The sequence below is a fragment of the Neobacillus sp. YIM B06451 genome (assembly GCF_032667185.1).
Classification (GTDB): domain Bacteria; phylum Bacillota; class Bacilli; order Bacillales; family Cytobacillaceae; genus Bacillus_D.
Genome location: NZ_JAVFKJ010000003.1, coordinates 129,670 through 146,844 on the forward strand (window position 1 = coordinate 129,670; position 17,175 = coordinate 146,844).

General features: G+C 45.2%; 19 protein-coding genes. 16 read left to right on the plus strand and 3 right to left on the minus strand.

The features are described 5' to 3' along the window. Positions 1-77: 77 nt before the first annotated feature. On the minus strand, positions 78-941 hold the full coding sequence (locus RB160_RS08110; protein ID WP_316569741.1) for a DUF1002 domain-containing protein: 864 nt from the start codon (positions 939-941) through the stop codon (positions 78-80). A gap of 439 nt (positions 942-1,380) precedes the next feature. Here RB160_RS08110 and RB160_RS08115 point away from each other — a divergent pair, with 439 nt between their 5' ends. Next, positions 1,381-1,749 carry a GNAT family N-acetyltransferase gene (locus RB160_RS08115; RefSeq protein WP_316569742.1) on the plus strand — a complete coding sequence of 123 codons (369 nt, stop codon included), beginning with the start codon at positions 1,381-1,383 and terminating at the stop codon, positions 1,747-1,749. Here the strand turns inward: RB160_RS08115 and RB160_RS08120 are convergent. Both RB160_RS08120 and RB160_RS08125 read right to left on the minus strand, forming a co-directional pair. After that, entirely contained in the window at positions 1,746-2,276 is a 531-nt protein-coding gene (locus RB160_RS08120; protein ID WP_316569743.1) for a DUF309 domain-containing protein, read from the minus strand. The two genes, RB160_RS08115 and RB160_RS08120, sit on opposite strands and share 4 nt — an antisense overlap. A gap of 107 nt (positions 2,277-2,383) precedes the next feature. Beyond that, the gene (locus tag RB160_RS08125; RefSeq protein ID WP_082306903.1) at positions 2,384-2,479 is read right to left on the minus strand and encodes a YjcZ family sporulation protein; all 96 of its coding nucleotides are present in this window, start codon (positions 2,477-2,479) and stop codon (positions 2,384-2,386) included. 216 nt (positions 2,480-2,695) lie between these two features. Here RB160_RS08125 and RB160_RS08130 point away from each other — a divergent pair, with 216 nt between their 5' ends. From RB160_RS08130 to RB160_RS08200, 15 genes are all read left to right on the plus strand, one after another. Then, positions 2,696-3,469, plus strand: coding sequence for a segregation/condensation protein A (locus RB160_RS08130; RefSeq protein ID WP_316569744.1), 774 nt, complete (start codon positions 2,696-2,698; stop codon positions 3,467-3,469). Continuing rightward, positions 3,456-4,037: an SMC-Scp complex subunit ScpB gene (scpB, locus tag RB160_RS08135; protein WP_316569745.1), complete on the plus strand. Its 582-nt coding sequence runs from the start codon at positions 3,456-3,458 to the stop codon at positions 4,035-4,037. The genes RB160_RS08130 and scpB overlap by 14 nt, the downstream gene beginning before the upstream one ends. A 118-nt stretch (positions 4,038-4,155) precedes the next feature. Next, positions 4,156-4,575 (plus strand): hypothetical protein, encoded by a 420-nt coding sequence (locus RB160_RS08140; protein ID WP_316569746.1) that lies wholly within the window; start codon positions 4,156-4,158, stop codon positions 4,573-4,575. A gap of 252 nt (positions 4,576-4,827) precedes the next feature. After that, positions 4,828-5,979, plus strand: coding sequence for a D-alanyl-D-alanine carboxypeptidase family protein (locus RB160_RS08145; RefSeq protein WP_316569747.1), 1,152 nt, complete (start codon positions 4,828-4,830; stop codon positions 5,977-5,979). Continuing rightward, positions 5,972-6,562, plus strand: a complete 591-nt coding sequence (locus RB160_RS08150) for a nucleoside recognition domain-containing protein (RefSeq protein ID WP_316569748.1) — start codon at positions 5,972-5,974, stop codon at positions 6,560-6,562. The genes RB160_RS08145 and RB160_RS08150 overlap by 8 nt, the downstream gene beginning before the upstream one ends. A 1-nt stretch (position 6,563) precedes the next feature. Then, entirely contained in the window at positions 6,564-7,091 is a 528-nt protein-coding gene (locus tag RB160_RS08155; protein WP_316569749.1) for a spore maturation protein, read from the plus strand. A gap of 200 nt (positions 7,092-7,291) precedes the next feature. Next, positions 7,292-8,029, plus strand: coding sequence for a 23S rRNA pseudouridine(2605) synthase RluB (gene rluB / locus RB160_RS08160; protein ID WP_316569750.1), 738 nt, complete (start codon positions 7,292-7,294; stop codon positions 8,027-8,029). A gap of 89 nt (positions 8,030-8,118) precedes the next feature. After that, entirely contained in the window at positions 8,119-8,643 is a 525-nt protein-coding gene (gene resA / locus RB160_RS08165; protein WP_316569751.1) for a thiol-disulfide oxidoreductase ResA, read from the plus strand. A 21-nt stretch (positions 8,644-8,664) separates the two neighbouring features. Next, complete coding sequence (resB, locus tag RB160_RS08170) at positions 8,665-10,320, plus strand: cytochrome c biogenesis protein ResB (protein WP_316569752.1); 1,656 nt, start codon at positions 8,665-8,667, stop codon at positions 10,318-10,320. Further along, on the plus strand, positions 10,301-11,467 hold the full coding sequence (gene ccsB / locus RB160_RS08175) for a c-type cytochrome biogenesis protein CcsB (RefSeq protein WP_316569753.1): 1,167 nt from the start codon (positions 10,301-10,303) through the stop codon (positions 11,465-11,467). Before resB ends, ccsB begins: the two co-directional genes overlap by 20 nt. Before the next feature lie 189 nt (positions 11,468-11,656). Then, positions 11,657-12,373 carry a response regulator transcription factor gene (locus RB160_RS08180; protein ID WP_316569754.1) on the plus strand — a complete coding sequence of 239 codons (717 nt, stop codon included), beginning with the start codon at positions 11,657-11,659 and terminating at the stop codon, positions 12,371-12,373. After that, positions 12,370-14,151, plus strand: a complete 1,782-nt coding sequence (locus RB160_RS08185) for an ATP-binding protein (RefSeq protein WP_316569755.1) — start codon at positions 12,370-12,372, stop codon at positions 14,149-14,151. The genes RB160_RS08180 and RB160_RS08185 overlap by 4 nt, the downstream gene beginning before the upstream one ends. A 239-nt stretch (positions 14,152-14,390) precedes the next feature. Beyond that, entirely contained in the window at positions 14,391-14,942 is a 552-nt protein-coding gene (gene sigX / locus RB160_RS08190) for an RNA polymerase sigma factor SigX (RefSeq protein WP_316569756.1), read from the plus strand. Continuing rightward, on the plus strand, positions 14,917-16,110 hold the full coding sequence (locus RB160_RS08195) for a hypothetical protein (protein ID WP_316569757.1): 1,194 nt from the start codon (positions 14,917-14,919) through the stop codon (positions 16,108-16,110). Before sigX ends, RB160_RS08195 begins: the two co-directional genes overlap by 26 nt. A gap of 275 nt (positions 16,111-16,385) precedes the next feature. After that, entirely contained in the window at positions 16,386-17,174 is a 789-nt protein-coding gene (locus RB160_RS08200) for a peptidoglycan DD-metalloendopeptidase family protein (RefSeq protein WP_316569758.1), read from the plus strand. Position 17,175 lies beyond the last annotated feature (1 nt).

A 17,175-nucleotide genomic window follows, 5' to 3' on the forward strand; every position in this document is an offset into this window, starting at 1 on the left:
CTTTCAAATTAAGAGAAAATCAACGGCTATGATTCATTTAAACACATCTTTGATTCTACCTATATAGTTTTCTTTAATTATTCAAAAAAGGAGCGGATAGCATCCGCGATGCTCTTAAAAAACTTCTTCAGGCTTGACAAAATCCCTTTCCCTTCCTCAGAGTCAAGGAATTTTGAAAATTGGTCCTTCGCTTTGTTAAGCTGGTCCCCGACCTGGCCCCAGTCGATATTCAGATCTTGCAGCTTTTTAAAAAGGGCGGTCAATGACTGAAGTTCTTCATTGGTTAAATCCACTTTAAGTTCCTGGGCCTGTTGTTCAATCAACGCCTTAAGTTCCGCTTCGTTTTTGGGTTTATCTTTTGCAATTTCTTCCTTAACTTTTGCGATCAGCGCTGACGCATTTTCCTTGCCGATTGAATCACCGAGCTTAGCGGTTTCAACCATTTCTTGATTAGCCGCCTGTTTTATATCCTCCGGGATTGTTTCATCCGCGGAAATCTCATAGGCCTTTATAATACCTGTAAGGGCCGCTGTTCCGGAAACAGCAACCGGGGCGGTGATATAAATGCTGGCATCCTTTACCCCAGCTGTCATGAGGGCATTCAGGTACATTTCATCCGTTACCCACGTAATGTTTTTTGTTTTAACCGTAAGACCTGTATCCTTCTTATTCATCGTGATGGCCGAAGAGGAAATCGCCCTTGTGCCAATCATTGCCTTTGGCACGTATTTCCCTAAATATTGATGTTCTTCCTTATTTGAAACCGTAACTATCTGTACGTCCCCGGGAGCGCCCATTTCTTTTAACAGCGCATCCTTTTGCACGTCAGACAAGTTTTCTCCCAACGTCACAACCATATCTCCTTCCGCCAAATCCGCGGAAACAGACAAAGGCATTGCAAAAATGCAAACAGACGCCAGGAAACAAACAAACTTTTTCATACAGTCCTCCAAAAGATATTTATTATTTTTACTCATAACACAGGGTAATAATGGTAATTAACCAAGCCGGCAGCTTCCGGCAGGCAAGGGGTATGGATAAAATTCATATAATAGTGTAGAATGGTTGGCATTGGCATCCATTTTAATGGAGGTGGGACCAATGCCGAATAAAAACAACCTGGTGCTCCTGCTCGAGCTTTTAGCCTTCGCCATGGTCTGGGGGATCATTTACTGGGTCTTTATTGCATGACCCTTCGTAGTGAAAAAAATAATGCCTGGCCGCCAGCTTTCCTTGTCCGAGGTTGCCCCGGTCCGCGAAATTTTGTATGATTAACGATAGCGTAACTTCGGGGGACAATGAACATATACTAATCAAAAACCATCCAATCCAAATAAAATGGTTACAGGGAAGGGCCTATAACTATAATGAGGGATCAAAATGTTAATACGCTATAAAAAACAGTTTGAAAAGATAGCAATGGGTTTAATATCTTTTATGCCTGGCGAAAAAGATATTAAGAAATTGCAGCAATCAATGAAACAATACGAAACAGCTGAAGGCTGGCAGCTTTTCCTCTGGAAGGAGGAAGACATCACCGGTTTAATCGGTATTCTCCATACAAGTGATGAAACAGCCGAAATCCAGCATATTTCCGTTAACCCGTCCCATCGCTCCCAGGGCATTGGGCGTGCGATGATTGACGGGATCCGGGAAATGTTTCCGGAAAAAACAATTGAAGCGAATGAGGTAACGGCTCCATTTTTGGAGAAGTGTTCACAAAATGAAGGCGCGGGAAGTGAAGGTTAATCACTTCCTGCGTTTTGTTTTCTCAGCTCCAGCGCCTTTTGCCTTTCCAGGATGACAATGGATCGGTCACGGACCTTGTGGCGGTCAATAATGCTCTTCGGAGGCAAAACGCCTTCCTTGCACCATTCAGCCCCCTTTAAGCGGCAAGCCTCGATGCACAGCTCCTCAAGCATTGCGTCACTAATCGGAATAATGAACCCTTTGTATTCTTTTCCATCCTTTACCCTCAAAATCAGCTCATCTAATCGCCAAATTAATTTTTTTCCATCGATGCCCAGTGAGGCAAGTGCTACTTCCCTGCCGCTTAAAATGGCTCTAGCTTTTTGAAGCGTCCTCACCGCACCCGCCGTATTTCTTCTTCGATAATGGTAACAGCCTACCGCGAGCTGGATAAAGCCGACCCAAACGGAATCCTTGTTCCCTTTATCTTCCTCTTTCCAATAATCCTCTAATATTTCATGGCATTCAAAGTAGTCACGGTCGCCATGGAAATGCGACAAATAGTTGATAAATGCTTCCGGATACATGCCATTCCTCCCACAGTTTGGTTGGTCTATCCACAGTTTATCACAAAGGGACAGCAAAGAGCCCGCAAGGCAATTGCGGGCTCTTTAGCGAAAGCTTTGGCCATTGTTTAATACCAGGCGGCACCAACAATGACTAGCAGGATGAAAAGGACAACAATTAAAGCAAAACCTGCTCCAAAACCACAGCGTACTCCATCTCCCATACTATAACCTCCTATTGGTTTCGTATCTTTTCCATACATGCTATGTAGGAGCCGATAATTGTGTATGGGCGCATTACCCGTTTATTGATTATCCTGATTCGCCAAAATCTGCCTCTTCGTGCTTGTTCGTTAAATTCTTGTTGGAATAACACAATTCAATCCACTATACTAGTAATAGTTTAAACTAAATATATAGCAGAACTTTGGTGAAAATTAATGCAATATAATGTGAAGCTCGATACATTCGAGGGGCCGCTTGATTTGCTGCTCCATTTAATCAATACGCTTGAGATTGATATATACCACATCCCGGTCGCCCAAATTACAGAGCAATATCTGCTCTACATCCACACAATGAAAGAACTGAAGCTGGATCTCGCAAGTGAATACCTTGTCATGGCCGCGACGCTTTTGGCAATTAAAAGCAAGATGCTGCTTCCGAAACAGGAAGAGGAGCTGTTTGATGAGGGGCTTGAGAACGAATTTGAGGAGGATCCGCGAAACGAACTCGTCGAAAGGCTGATTGAGTATAAAAAGTTCAAGGAAGCAGCACTGGACTTAAAGGGGTACGAGGAAGAACGGAGCCTGATTTACACGAAAGCGCCGAGCGATCTTTCCGAGTTCCAAAAGGAAGCAATCACTCAGCGTGCGCTTGCTCCCTCCGTTTCTCTTTATGACATGCTCGCTGCCTTTCAGAAGCTAATGCGTAGAAAACGCCTGCAAAAACCGCTGGCAACAAAAATCGCCCGGCAGGAAATTTCGATTGAACAGAGGATGGATGAAATCCTTGTCTTGTTAAGTGGCAAGGCAGAAGCAATCGATTTTTATGATTTGTTCCCTTCTCCGCAAAAGGAGTATATTGTGGTGACATTCCTTGCGGTGCTAGAACTTATGAAAAGGAACGAAATCATCGCCGAACAGGCTGAAAACTTCGGTGGAATTCAAATCATTCCGGCACGGAAAGGAGCAGCGGCAGTTGGATATTATTAATTACCATAGCATTCTAGAGAGCCTATTATTCGCCGCGGGGGATGAAGGGCTTTCCATCAGGCAGATTGCCGAAGTCCTTGAGGTGGACGAGGGGAGAGCCGCACAAATAGTCGATGAACTGAAGGAGAACCTCGAAAACGATTCCGGCCGCGGTTTAATCGTCATTCTTTTGGCTGGCACGGTACAGCTTGGTACAAAAAAAGAAAATGCGCCTTACCTGAAAAAGCTTGTGGAAGCACCCGGATCGGCAAGCCTTTCCCAGGCAGCGTTGGAGACGCTTGCCATCATCGCCTATAAACAGCCGATCACCAGGGCGGAAATAGAAGAAATACGTGGGGTGAAAACAGAAAGGCCGCTCCACACGCTGATGTCGAAAGCTCTTATCAAGGAAGCAGGCCGGGCTGAAGGTTCCGGGCGCCCCTACCTCTATGGAACAACGAAGGAGTTTCTGGATTACTTTGGCTTGAAAAACCTCGATGAATTGCCGCCGCTTCCTGACAAAAACGAGGATGAATTCATCCAGGAAGAAGCCGACCTGTTTTTTGGAAGGTTCCAGGACCAAGAGTAAAGCAAGGAAGAGTACGAATGTTTCATTTGCTTTATGAAAAGGTGCCGAGATCGAAACCCTTAGTCCCATTATTATGCTAAAATGGAAATATGATTGAAAATAAGGAGAGGGAAGCCGCATGATTATTAAAAAAAGCGTTGGATACGAACTTGAAAAGGAACAATCAAATACATCCGAGGATTTTTTTAACAGAAGCGAACTTACATATATCGATGAAGGCAAAGAAAAAACGCTTCATGTGCTGTACCTTCGCTATTTTGATGAACTATTTGCCGAGTTCGTCCCTTTTGAACACGACCCCCTATTCAAGGCGGGCGGCAAGGATATTTTCTTTAAGGATTTGGTCGCACTTGTCTGCATGATCAAAAATCCTGGCCTACGCAATCGCAAAAGGTTATACCTTCATACCCAGAAGGAGTTTGCTTCCTATTTCAAGGGCATCGACTACTCAAAGTTACCGGGAGTTTTTGAATCAATCGAATCGAAGGGCAATTTTGACCTGAATTCCCCGCTTGAATTCGTTCTCCAGCATAATTAAAGGGTGGCGGCCATTTTTTGGGAAACTTTTAAAAAATGAAACTTTCAAGACAGAAAACAGGGGCAACCCTGTTTTTTCTATTGTCGCGGGAGACATGCTAGCTGTTCCTTCGGGCGTTAAAAAAAGATTTAGTGCCCCGATTGGTTGTCACCAGCTGTTTTACTAAAACTGCCATCCTCCTTGTGTTGTTGGTCATATTGGCCATGGTCCGGCATAAACTTGTACAAATACAAGTAGGAGTGCGAAATCGCAATGAAAATAGTGAAACGAACAGCCATCATCATTCTTCTTCTTACCCTAATATTTGGCATGCATCCGCTCCGTCCCAAAGCGGCATTTTCGGTTAGCGGACAAGCTGCTGTATTAATGGAGCAAAAAACCGGCCGTGTTTTATTCGAAAAGCAGCCACATACCCCGATGAGGATTGCAAGCATAACAAAAATCATGACTGCGATCCTGGCGATAGAATCAGGGAAAATGGACCGTTATGTGAAGGTTAGTGAGCATGCGGTAAGGACAGAGGGATCGTCGATTTATTTGAAGGCAGGGGAAAGGATCACTCTCGAAGATCTTGTGTATGGCCTCATGCTCCGGTCCGGCAATGACGCAGCCGCGGCAATTGCCGAGTTTGTCGGTGGAAGCGAGGAGGGATTTGCTTTTTTAATGAATCATAAAGCGGCGGAAATTGGTATGTACAATACTGTCTTTTCCAACCCTCATGGGCTTGACAACAGAGAAAACCATTATTCAACTGCATACGATATGGCACTTCTGACCCGGTATGCCATGAACAATGAGGTGTACAGGAAGATTTCCGGGACTAAAATCCACCGGGCGGCAAATCCTGAGGAGGTATGGGACAGGGAGTGGAGGAATAAAAACCGCCTCCTTTCGATGTACACATACTGTACCGGCGGGAAGACAGGGTATACGAAACGTGCCAAAAGGACACTTGTTACAACAGCGAAAAAAGGGAACATGGAGCTTATCGCAGTAACATTGAACGCACCAGACGACTGGAATGACCATATTGGCATGTTCGAATCCGGGTTCGCGACGTTTGATATGGCTGAGGTGCTGCCGGAAGGAAACATCCGGATGGAAAAAGAGCCGTACAAAAATGGCTCCGTTTATATTACAAATCCTGTTTTATACCCCGCCACGGGCAGGGAAATCGGCAAATTCTCAATTGAATATAAGCTGAAACAACCGAAAAGGGGCAAGTTCCCTGGTGAAGTCGTCAATGGGTGGGCCGCGGCAGGCAAAGCCACTATCTACCTGGAGGGAAGGGCGGTCAAATCTGTCCCAATCTTTTTTAAGCCCAATGAGAAAAAAAAGACCGGATATTTATTCAGCTTCAAGCGATTGATGGTAAAGGTGATAGGTTTAAAAAGCAATGGTTAATTACATTTGGGTCATCCTCACCCTTATTGGAATTGTGTTTGCCATGTTCAATGGAACGATGCATGAGGTGAACCAGGCAATATTCAAAGGGGCCAAAGATGCCGTAACCCTTTGCATCGGCCTCGTGAGTATCCTGGTCTTTTGGCTTGGAATGATGAAAATCGCTGAGGAAGCCGGTATTTTGAAGGGGCTCGCCAAACTATTCAAACCGATTATCAGGCCACTGTTCCCGGAAGTTCCGGCCAACCATCCAGCCATGGGTTATATCCTCTCCAATATCATTGCCAACATGTTTGGGCTTGGAAACGCAGCTACTCCACTTGGTTTAAAGGCGATGGAACAATTGCAAACCCTGAACAATAGAAAAGATTCTGCTAGCCGCTCGATGGTTACGTTCCTGGCGATTAATACCGCAAGCGTGACCATTTTGCCAACGACCGTAATCGCCATCCGTTTGAACTACAACTCGGCTTCCCCGGCGGAAATCGTCGTTCCTACTTTAATTACGACAATACTATCGGCGATTGCCGCTATCCTGATAGACCGGTATTTTTATTGGCGAAGAAGCCGTAAAGGGGGATAAGATGGGAGCAATTGCAAATATTTCACTCTGGTTTATCCCTTTGACTATTGCAGCCATCCTGATAATTGGAACATTAAAGCAAGTGCCAACTTATGAGAGCTTTGTGGATGGGGGAAAGGAGGGGATAAAAATCGCTGTCTCCATTATTCCTTTTCTTGTCGGAATGTTGGTTGCTGTTTCCATCTTCAGGGCTTCAGGGGCTCTCGACGCCCTGACAGGCTGGATTAGGCCATGGCTCTCGGATATGGGCCTGCCTCCTGAAATTGTCCCGCTCGCCCTTATTCGCCCCATTTCCGGCACAGCGGCGCTCGGCATGACGAGCGACCTCATTGCCACGTACGGCCCCGATTCTTTCCCGGGCCGCCTAGCCTCGATCCTTCAGGGAAGCACGGATACCACCTTTTATGTCCTTACGGTTTATTTTGGTTCGGTTGGAATCAGGAAAATGGGCGATGCACTGAAGGTCGGGCTACTTGCCGATGTGGTTGGAATTGTTGTTGCCATCTTTGTTGCCCTGCTCGTTTTTTAAAACTGTTTTGCCATAAAGCATTTGAAACCTGCCCGCCGCTAATGGCGGGTTTTTGAATTTGGTTTACTTTCCATTATTACATGGTTGGCTTTATTGCATTGAAAAAAGTTCTCATACTTTGAAATCGGGTTAAATTGTGTCATAATTCATTAGAAAACAATTTCACTATAATTAAATAGGAATTTATTGAGGTGGCATAGATGGAACGGTTGCAAAAAGTGATCGCACGGGCAGGAATTGCTTCAAGAAGGAAAGCGGAAGACTTGATCAGGCAAGGAAAAGTAAAGGTTAATGGCAAGGTCATTACGGAGCTAGGGGTAAAAGTATCTCCTTCTGACCGGGTGGAAGTGGAAGAAGTCCAGATTGAACGGGAGGAACCTGTTTATTTTCTGTTTTATAAACCGCGTGGAGTCATTTCGACGGTCAAGGATGAAAAGGGAAGGAAGGCAGTGACAGATTTCTTTCCTGATATTAAGGAAAGGATTTTTCCGGTCGGGCGGCTCGACTATGATACTTCGGGTCTCCTGCTTTTGACGAATGACGGAGATTTTGCGAATCTGCTCATGCACCCCAGGAGTGAAATTGATAAAGTGTACGTGGCAAAGATAGAAGGAATCCCTCAAAGGGAAGCCCTCAGGAAATTGGAAAGAGGGATTAAACTTGAGGATGGGAAAACCGCCCCAGCCAAAGTAAAAATGCTTTCTAGCGATAAAAAGAAACAAACCGCCATCATTGAGATTGCCATTCATGAGGGCAGGAACAGGCAGGTTAGGCGGATGTTTGAAGCAATTGGACATCCCGTTGCCAAGCTGAAGCGTGAACGCTATGGATTCCTGACGCTTGGAGGGTTGAAAGCCGGTGAAATGCGGGAATTGACGCCTCATGAGGTAAAGCAGCTCCGTGCACTTGCTATGGATGTGGGCAAAAAGAATTCATAATTCTGTCACAATTAGTAGAACGTTTTCACAGTGGCTATCTTGAAAAGTGTTATAATTTATCAGAACATCGATATTTTGGGGGAGAGAAAATGAAAAAACGGCGGTTGGCAATGAGGACAGCCATTCTGGTACTTTTAGTCGCGGCCGTAGCCTATACACTCTATGCGAATTTTACTAAAGAAGAGCGCACGAGAGCCAAAACTGGCGAAATGGCCCCGGATTTTGTCCTAACCGATTTAGAAGGCAATCAACACAGACTATCGGACTATAAAGGCAAAGGTGTGTTCCTGAATTTTTGGGGAACTTGGTGCAAGCCGTGTGAAAAAGAAATGCCATATATCAACAATCAATACAAGCAGTTTAAAGACCGAGGGGTAGAGGTGCTTGCTGTCAATATTGGCGAATCAAATCTAGCTGTTAGCAGTTTTTCTGAAAAATATGGGCTTACGTTCCCGATTCCCTTAGATAAGGACAGCCAGGTTATGAACGCTTACGGAGTCGGTCCGCTTCCGGCGACGTTCCTTGTCGATAAGGAAGGGAAGATTGTCAAATATCATACCGGCCAGCTGACAGAACATATGGTCAAGCAATATATGGAGAGCATCGAACCTTAAAGAAATTAGGGAGTTTTTAAAATGAAGGATGTCAAGTGTGAGTGCGGCCATGTGAATCCTCATGGTACAGTACTGTGCGAGGCTTGCGGAAAGGCTCTTAGTGAAGCGGCCGCTGCCGGGAAGCTTCATGACATGCGTTATGAAGGAAGCTCCCGGCGCTCGCAAACTTACAATAAAACAATCATTGATAAGGTTTGGAACTTTTTTTCTTCCGTTAAAGTAGGGGTATGGCTCATTGTCATCACCCTGGTCGCATCGGCAATCGGGACAATCCTGCCGCAAGAAATGTACATACCTCCTGTTATGCCGGCGGCGGAATATTATGCGGACCAATATGGCTGGGCAGGGAAGATTTATTATGCACTTGGCTTCCATAATATGTACAGTTCATGGTGGTACCTCATCCTGATTGCGATGATCGGCATCTCGCTAGTCATATGCAGCCTTGACAGGGTCGTTCCGCTGTACAGGGCATTGAAGGCGCAAAGGGTCATCCGTAATGACGGTTTTTTAAAAAAGCAACGTATATTCGGGATCACTGAAAATGCCGCGGATGAGACAGTTATTGAAACAGTGAAAAAAAACCTCGAATCGAAAAATTACAAGGTCAGGGAAGAGCAAGGAAACCTGCTTGCCGAAAAAGGCCGCTTTTCGAGATGGGGCCCGTATGTGAATCATGTTGGCCTGATTATTTTCCTGATTGGCGGCATGCTCCGTTTTGTCCCGGGAATGTACATCGATAAAGTCCTTTGGATTCGTGAAGGGGAGACAAAGGCAATTCCGGGTACTGAAAACGAATATTACCTACAAAATAATAAATTCATTCTTGAAGTATACGACAAGGAAAAGGATGACGAAGTTTTTAGGGAAGCACTCGAACGGGCGGGTACTGTCGCAAAGACGTACCAATCCAATGTGGTGCTGTATAAAAAATCATCCGAATCCCTGCCCGGTGAAAAGCCAAAGCTTATAAGAGTGAAAGACTATGAGATTCGGGTCAATGAGCCTTTGAAATTCGAGGGGTTTGCCCTATACCAGGTCGACTATAAGCTGGATGAATTGAATACGATGACTTTCTCCCTAACAGAAAAGGAAACAGGAAAAGATTTTGGTGATATAAAAATAGATTTGTATGAACCGAAAAACACCTTTGAGCTTGGGGAAGGATATAAAGTACGCCTTCTAGGCTATTACCCGGATTTCGAATTTGGGGAGGATGGGGAACCGGACACGAAATCAAGGATTCCGAATAATCCGGCGTTTGTCTTTAAAATGATTACACCGGATAAACCGGAGGGCGAGGTTAGTTTTGCGGCAATCAGGCAAACGATCGAGCCGGAAGGAAACAATAAGTATAAGATGCAATTCAAGGCAGTTGAAACGAAGAATGTGACTGCCCTGACAGTAAGGAAAGACAGGACTCTTTGGCTGATAGCGCTTGGGGGCCTTATTTTCATGATTGGCGTAGTCCAGGGATCCTACTGGAACCACAGGAGGATTTGGATTCAGAAAAGGAATGGCGATATTTGGGTGTCCGCCCATACAAATAAAAACTGGTATGGCCTAAAGCGTGAAATAGATATAGTCCTTGCAGACACAACAATAAAGATTCCTGAAGATCAGCTTCAGGAGGGCAAACCGGAAGGAGAGGCGGAACTTGGCGGAAATAAGCAGTAATTTGCTATTCGTAGCTTTTATTTTATACCTGATAGCCACGGTGCTGTTCGGCGGCTCGATAAAGACGGCAAAAAACAGCAAATGGGGCCTCCTTGCAATCACAACGGCGATTGCGGGGTTCCTCGCCCAGCTGGGCTATTTCATAACAAGATGGATTGCCGCGGGGCATCCGCCCCTCAGCAATCTGTTTGAATTTACGACGTTTTTTGGCATGGCTCTTGTCGGCGCTTTCATTTTAATTTATTTTATTTATAAGTCCAATTTACTTGGTCTTTTCACAATGTTTGTTGCGCTTATGGTCATTGCATACGCGAGCATGTTCCCTAGGGATATAAGCCCGCTTATCCCGGCTTTGAAAAGCTATTGGCTCCACATCCATGTGACCACAGTTGCCATAGGGGAAGCAATCCTTGCGGTAAGCTTTGCCGCCGGCCTCATTTATCTACTGAAGGCGATAGACCAGACTGTTTCGAATAAACGGACATTCTGGCTCGAATTTGTTATGTTTTCAATTGTTTGTGTAGTAGGCTTTATTGCGGTTTCAATAGGTTTTTCTTCAGCCGGCTACGAAGCGAAGTTCAACTGGGTGGATAAGTCAGGGAAACAATCTGTAGCCGAATACCACCTTCCTGCCCTTGTTGGCCCGCATGAAGGCGAACTATTGACAGAAGGTAAGTTAAAACCGATTGTAGAAATGCCTGCCATAATCAACGCGAAGAAATTAAATACGGTTATCTGGTCGTTTTTGGGAGGGGCGGTATTATACGGCGCCATTAGGCTTCTGCTTAGGAAGAGGATTTCAGCGGCACTCCAGCCGCTTGTCCGGGGCATAAACCTGGATTTGATAGACGAAATAAGCTACCGTTCAGTCCTGATCGGTTTTCCCGTGTTTACGCTCGGGGGCCTTGTTTTTGCAATGATATGGGCGCAGATTGCTTGGACAAGGTTTTGGGGATGGGATCCAAAGGAAGTATGGGCTTTGATTACGTGGCTATTTTACGCGGCTTTCCTTCATTTAAGGCTTTCCAAAGGCTGGCACGGGGAAAAATCCGCGTGGCTTGCGGTAATCGGGTTTGCCATCATCATGTTCAATCTGATCGCCGTCAACCTTGTTATTGCAGGACTCCATTCCTATGCCGGTTCATAGGCTACGAAAGCTGTAAAACCAAAAGGATATCATCTGATTTGGCCCGGGGCGCAAACCAACCTATAGAACAACAAACCCCTAGCCCTCGAAGCCATTCAAAATAAAAAGCCCCGCATGCAAATGCTGTGGCTTGTACTATTTGGCAATATTCAAACTATTTTGTAAACTATTTGCATGGGGGGATTATTTATGGAAAAAGACGTTAAAATTTTGGTTGTTGATGATGAGGAACGTATCCGCAGGCTCTTGAAGATGTATCTAGAGCGTGAAGACTTTTTAATCGATGAGGCAGAGGACGGCAATGAAGCTTTGGCAAAAGCGCTTGCCAACGATTATGATGTAATCCTGCTTGATTTGATGATGCCTGGCAAAGATGGCATCGAGGTATGCCGGGACCTCAGGGAGAAAAAATCAACGCCAGTCATTATGCTGACGGCAAAAGGAGAAGAAGTAAACCGGGTCCAGGGCTTTGAAGTCGGCACCGACGATTATATTGTAAAGCCGTTTAGCCCGCGCGAAGTAGTACTAAGGGTCAAGGCGCTTCTCCGCCGTTCTTCACAGACGAGCTATTTGGCAACAGACACGGTTACAAAGGACGTAATTGTCTTTCCGCATCTCACAATCGATAATGATGCACACCGAGTCACTGCGAATGGAAAGGAAGTCAGCCTTACCCCGAAAGAGTATGAGCTGCTCTATTTCCTGGCAAAATCCCCGGATAAGGTTTTTGATAGGGAGCAGCTTTTGAAAGAGGTTTGGCATTATGAATTTTTTGGAGACCTCCGAACAGTTGATACCCATGTTAAACGCCTGCGGGAAAAACTTAACAAAGTATCCGAGCAGGCCGCCAGAATGATCGTGACAGTTTGGGGAGTGGGGTACAAGTTCGAGGTCGTGAATGAATGATCCTTCTTAGAAGTGTAGTAGGTAAACTTTGGTTTACCATCCTTTTGCTTGTTTCCTTTGTCCTGTTTATATTGACAGTCATGCTGCTTGAGTTCTTTGAAAACTACAGCATTATGGAAACAAGAACAAAAATGAATGATACTGCCGATAAAATAGCCAATGTCCTTGTCAAGCATCGAAATGACGACATAAGCGTTGGTCTGGAAATATCCTGGGAAATTCTTGATAAAAACACAAAAGGAGTTATTATTAAAAACCAGGATGAAGTGTATTATTCACCCAATACGGATCCTGACAATAAGCTCAGCCTTTCTGATATTGTAAGTGATCCCGATTTTTCAAAGGTAATTAAGGAAGGAAAATCGGCAAGGAAGGTTTCCGCCCTTTCTGGTGCTGAAAAGGGGGATGGCGCTGACTATTCCATTATCGGAGTTCCCTTGCGGATTTCCGACAAGGAAAACGGTGCGGTTTTTATTTACCAATCCCTCGATGTTGTTAAGGAAGCAACGAGGTCAACTACAAAATTCATCCTTCTTGTCGCGGGTGTCGCAATTGTCCTTACAACAATCTTCGCCTTCTTCCTTTCAACTCGGATTACTGCTCCGCTAAGGAAGATGAGAGAAGCTGCGTTCGAGGTTGCGAGAGGAAAATTCGACACAAAAGTGCCGATATTGACAAATGATGAAATTGGGGAGCTGGCGACCGCATTCAACCAGATGGGCCGACAGCTGAAATTTAATATGAATGCCCTTAATCAGGAAAAGGAACAGCTTGCCAGCATCCTTAGATCCATGGCCGACGGTGTAATAACGTTTAATAGGGATGGGACAATCCTGATTACGAATCCACCCGCTGAACGCTTTCTTCAAAACTGGTATTACGACAAAGGGGCCGGCGCCGCAGCCGGTTCTGAAGAAATTCCTTCGAAAGTAATGGAGCTGTTCCAGCAGGCCGTTGACACGGAAGAAGAGCAGATCGGTGAATTATCAATGATGGGGAGGCATTGGGTCATCCTCGTCACCCCGCTCTACAGTTCGAAGTTTATTCGGGGTGCTGTAGCCGTGGTAAGGGATATGACCGAGGAACGGAAGCTTGATAAGCTCCGCAAGGATTTCATCGCGAATGTATCCCATGAATTACGGACGCCAATATCCATGCTGCAAGGATATAGTGAAGCGATCGTAGATGATATTGCCGGTACGGACGAAGAGAAAAAGGAAATGGCGAAGGTTATTTATGACGAATCATTGAGAATGGGAAGGCTCGTCAATGAATTGCTCGATCTCTCACGCCTTGAGGCAGGCAACATCCAACTAAATGTTGAAGAAATCGATGTCTCGTCATATATTGGAAAGATTATTCGAAAATTCCAGGGGCTTGCGAAGGAAAATGAAATTCATCTTTCCTTTGGAACGAACAATCCCGATTATTATTTTCCGATAGACGCCGACAGGATTGAGCAGGTCTTGACAAATCTGATAGATAACGCCATGCGGCATACGCCAAAGGACGGTATTGTCGATGTGGTCATCCATGGGGATGATCGTGGGCTTCAGGTTCAGGTGGCCGACTCGGGCTCGGGAATTCCCGAGGAAGACTTGCCGTTTGTTTTTGAACGATTCTATAAGGCTGACAAAGCGAGGACACGAGGACGGGCGGGAACAGGTCTGGGCCTTGCTATCGTAAAAAATATTATAGAAGCCCATAAGGGACATATTTCCGTCCAGAGCAAGGTTGGCCACGGAACGACATTTACATTCTTCATTCCTCGAAAATAAGCAGTATTGCAAGAACTTTGACGTTTAATCTTGTTACATGGGAAACAATTGGCCTGCACGCATGCCGTGCAGGCCAATTTCTTTCATTTTCACAGCTAATATCAATTGTCAACGTTTTGAATAAAATGAAATATATTTGTAATATTTCCCTTTCATTTTATTGTCAAAAAGACTATAGTTAAAGGTGTAACTTTATTTATAAATTGTCGTCTAAAACAATGAACGGGGAGGAATCGTGAATGGACTCCGTTTTTACTGAACTTTATAAAAAATACCATCAGGATGTTTTTCAGTTTCTTTTTTATATGGTACGCAGTAAAGAACAAGCAGAAGATTTGGTGCAGGAAGTGTATATCCGGGTTTTAAAATCGTATTCTCGTTTCGAGGGGAAGAGCAGTGAGAAAACATGGCTTTTCTCGATAGCCAGAAACGTCGCCATCGACCATTTTCGCAAGCAGAAAGGCTGGAAGCAAAAGCTGCTTGATAAATTCGATTGGTCAACCGCGCAAATAAAGGACCATCAGCCGTTGCCTGATGAAATTGCCATGCAAAGGGAAGAAGTCCAGGGAATGTTCAAAAGCCTGGATGTATGCACAGTCGACCAGCGGGCTGTCATCATATTGAGATACCTGCACGAATTATCGATAACGGAAACAGCCAATGCATTGGGCTGGACCGAGAGCAAGGTGAAAACAACGCAGCACCGGGCCATCAAGGTCTTGAAAGCCCAAATGGAATCGCTTTTTGAAACGGAGGGGTACTTGGATGAACAAGCGAGGGTGGAGCGATAAGCAGGTTGAAGACTGCATAAGATTTTTGCCTAAAGTAACTGACGATCGCGACCCGCGGGACATATACCAAAATGTGTCCATGAAAATAAAGCAAAAACGCAGGAAAGCGGTAATTTTGCCGGGCTTTGCGGCGGTGGCTGCCGCCTTGGTGCTATTCCTTCTTCTTTCCTCGGAAGTTTTTGATAAAAATCCAGGCAAGGAAATAGCCTTGGAAGAAAAGAGGGGACCGGATTCTGCAGAAATTGCAGGAAACAATGATCAAGCTGGCATTACAGCCAAGAAGGGGCCTGAGGCAGGCGATGTCAATCAAAACGCGGGGATTCTTGCTATGCCTGATTCAAAAGAGGCAGCTTCAGCCTTATATGATGAAGAGGTAACTGAAGACGAGGCTGCCGTAACAGTGTGGGTTCCGGAAAAGGAGGCAAACTACCTTGTTCCGGTCAGTGTCAGTGTCCCTAAGGAGAACGGAAAGAACTGGCTCGATTACTTTAAAACAGCAATGTCCGGCCTTAAAGAGTCGGAATGGGGCCTTCAGGACTACTATCCGCTCGATGCCGAGTTTTCGCTTGAAGGGGAAGATACACTCGTCGTCGATTTGCCAGCCGGACACCAGTTCGGAATGAGTACAACAACAGAAAAACTCCTTATCGATTCGTTGAACGAAAACCTAACCTCCAACAGCACGGTTACTAAGATAAAATTTATGACGAATGCAAACCCGGGTATTGAACTTCAACATATGGGACCTAAAACTATAGAACCGGTTGAAAGGAAAAGAAATAGAGCATATTTCTTCGCCCGCCAGGAGGGCCGCGAGCAGCCTTACTTGGTCCCATCGAACGAGCAATACCCTGATGTGTCAAAAGCGCTCGATGTTATGAAAACCGGCAGCGAGGACGGCGTTTTCCTTGCATCGATCCCACCTTCACTTGATATAAAGGATGTAGCGCGAAATGGGGATACGCTTTCACTGACACTTGCAGATAATGCCGTTCTTGAGAACAGCCCAGACAACCAGTATTCTTTCGAGGCCATTTTGATGGCTGCGAAGGAGTTTGGATTCAAGGAAGTAAAAATTGAGAACGCACCAATCCAGCAGCTAGGGCCATTCAATTTGGCTGCTGAAAACAAAGTGCCGATTGGCCCGAACAAAATGCATATTCAATAATTGAAAAGCCTGCCGGCCTGGCAGGCTTTTTGTTATGGGATTTAAAAAAGTTTCTGTGGTTAGTCCTTAGAAGTGTGTGAAATGGCTAGTCAATCAGTATGTGTCAACATCGTGCAATCCGCCAAAATTTTCGTTGTATATTTTTGGGAAATGTTCAACTCATGAATAACCCGTGTGCATCCTCCAAATTATAACAAATGTGCCTAAGGAGTTCTATCTTTGGAAAAAAAGGCATATTGTGGTTTGGACGCAAACGCATAAGGAGGATAACGACCATGAAGGAATATATATTCAGGTTTTTATTAGCTGGAATAATGGCGGTGTGCATTTCCCTTTTGTTCCTTGGGAGCAAGCAGGCTAATGCAGAGGAACCTGGTGCTGTTGCGAAGGAAAAGGCGGAATGGACATGGCCGGCTGAAGGGATTATTTCTGACACATTCGGAACCCGAGGCGGACGACATAAGGGAATTGATATTGCTGGAAGCAGGGGCTCGGCAGTATTCGCGGCTTTGGATGGAAAAGTAATAAAATCATATTTGTCATCTACATATGGAAATGCAATTTTGATCGAGCACCCTAATGGATATGTGACCGTTTACGCCCACCTGGACAAAAGGTTGGCAGAGGAAGGGGAGCAAGTGAGAAAGGGCCAAAAAATTGGAACAATGGGAACTACCGGCTTTTCAACAGGGGTCCACCTCCATTTTGAAATACATCGTTCGGAATGGACATTTAAGAAGGAAAATGCCATAAACCCCGTCCGCAAGCTCGGACGATTTGAGGAGGGCGACTTTATTGCGGGTGGGTTTAATAGTGGCGTAAGTGCGGAAGTTATTCAATCTAGCGAAACAAGGGTTGCCGCGCTTGAGGATAATGGGAAATCAATTCATATCGTAAAAAAAGGAGATACACTTTGGGATATTGCGATGGCTTCAGGAATTGAAGTTAATGAGCTGATGGAACTGAATAGCCTTGAGACGATAACAATTTTCCCCGGGCAAGAACTGAAGCTTGAAAAATGGCAGCCAGAGCCGTTCCCAAAAGGGAGCGCGGTGCTCAATTAAA

Excerpts from the sequence above, each read along its gene's own strand:
- RB160_RS08115 (WP_316569742.1), top strand. The coding sequence starts at position 1,381 with ATGTTAATACGCTATAAAAAACAGTTTGAAAAGATAGCAATGGGTTTA.
- RB160_RS08120 (WP_316569743.1), bottom strand. The coding sequence starts at position 2,276 with ATGTATCCGGAAGCATTTATCAACTATTTGTCGCATTTCCATGGCGAC.
- RB160_RS08125 (WP_082306903.1), bottom strand. The coding sequence starts at position 2,479 with ATGGGAGATGGAGTACGCTGTGGTTTTGGAGCAGGTTTTGCTTTAATT.
- RB160_RS08180 (WP_316569754.1), top strand. The coding sequence starts at position 11,657 with ATGGAAAAAGACGTTAAAATTTTGGTTGTTGATGATGAGGAACGTATC.
- sigX (WP_316569756.1), top strand. The coding sequence starts at position 14,391 with ATGGACTCCGTTTTTACTGAACTTTATAAAAAATACCATCAGGATGTT.
- RB160_RS08110 (WP_316569741.1), bottom strand. The coding sequence starts at position 941 with ATGAAAAAGTTTGTTTGTTTCCTGGCGTCTGTTTGCATTTTTGCAATG.
- RB160_RS08140 (WP_316569746.1), top strand. The coding sequence starts at position 4,156 with ATGATTATTAAAAAAAGCGTTGGATACGAACTTGAAAAGGAACAATCA.
- rluB (WP_316569750.1), top strand. The coding sequence starts at position 7,292 with ATGGAACGGTTGCAAAAAGTGATCGCACGGGCAGGAATTGCTTCAAGA.
- RB160_RS08145 (WP_316569747.1), top strand. The coding sequence starts at position 4,828 with ATGAAAATAGTGAAACGAACAGCCATCATCATTCTTCTTCTTACCCTA.
- RB160_RS08200 (WP_316569758.1), top strand. The coding sequence starts at position 16,386 with ATGAAGGAATATATATTCAGGTTTTTATTAGCTGGAATAATGGCGGTG.
- RB160_RS08150 (WP_316569748.1), top strand. The coding sequence starts at position 5,972 with ATGGTTAATTACATTTGGGTCATCCTCACCCTTATTGGAATTGTGTTT.
- RB160_RS08130 (WP_316569744.1), top strand. The coding sequence starts at position 2,696 with ATGCAATATAATGTGAAGCTCGATACATTCGAGGGGCCGCTTGATTTG.
- resA (WP_316569751.1), top strand. The coding sequence starts at position 8,119 with ATGAAAAAACGGCGGTTGGCAATGAGGACAGCCATTCTGGTACTTTTA.
- RB160_RS08195 (WP_316569757.1), top strand. The coding sequence starts at position 14,917 with ATGAACAAGCGAGGGTGGAGCGATAAGCAGGTTGAAGACTGCATAAGA.
- RB160_RS08155 (WP_316569749.1), top strand. The coding sequence starts at position 6,564 with ATGGGAGCAATTGCAAATATTTCACTCTGGTTTATCCCTTTGACTATT.
- resB (WP_316569752.1), top strand. The coding sequence starts at position 8,665 with ATGAAGGATGTCAAGTGTGAGTGCGGCCATGTGAATCCTCATGGTACA.
- RB160_RS08185 (WP_316569755.1), top strand. The coding sequence starts at position 12,370 with ATGATCCTTCTTAGAAGTGTAGTAGGTAAACTTTGGTTTACCATCCTT.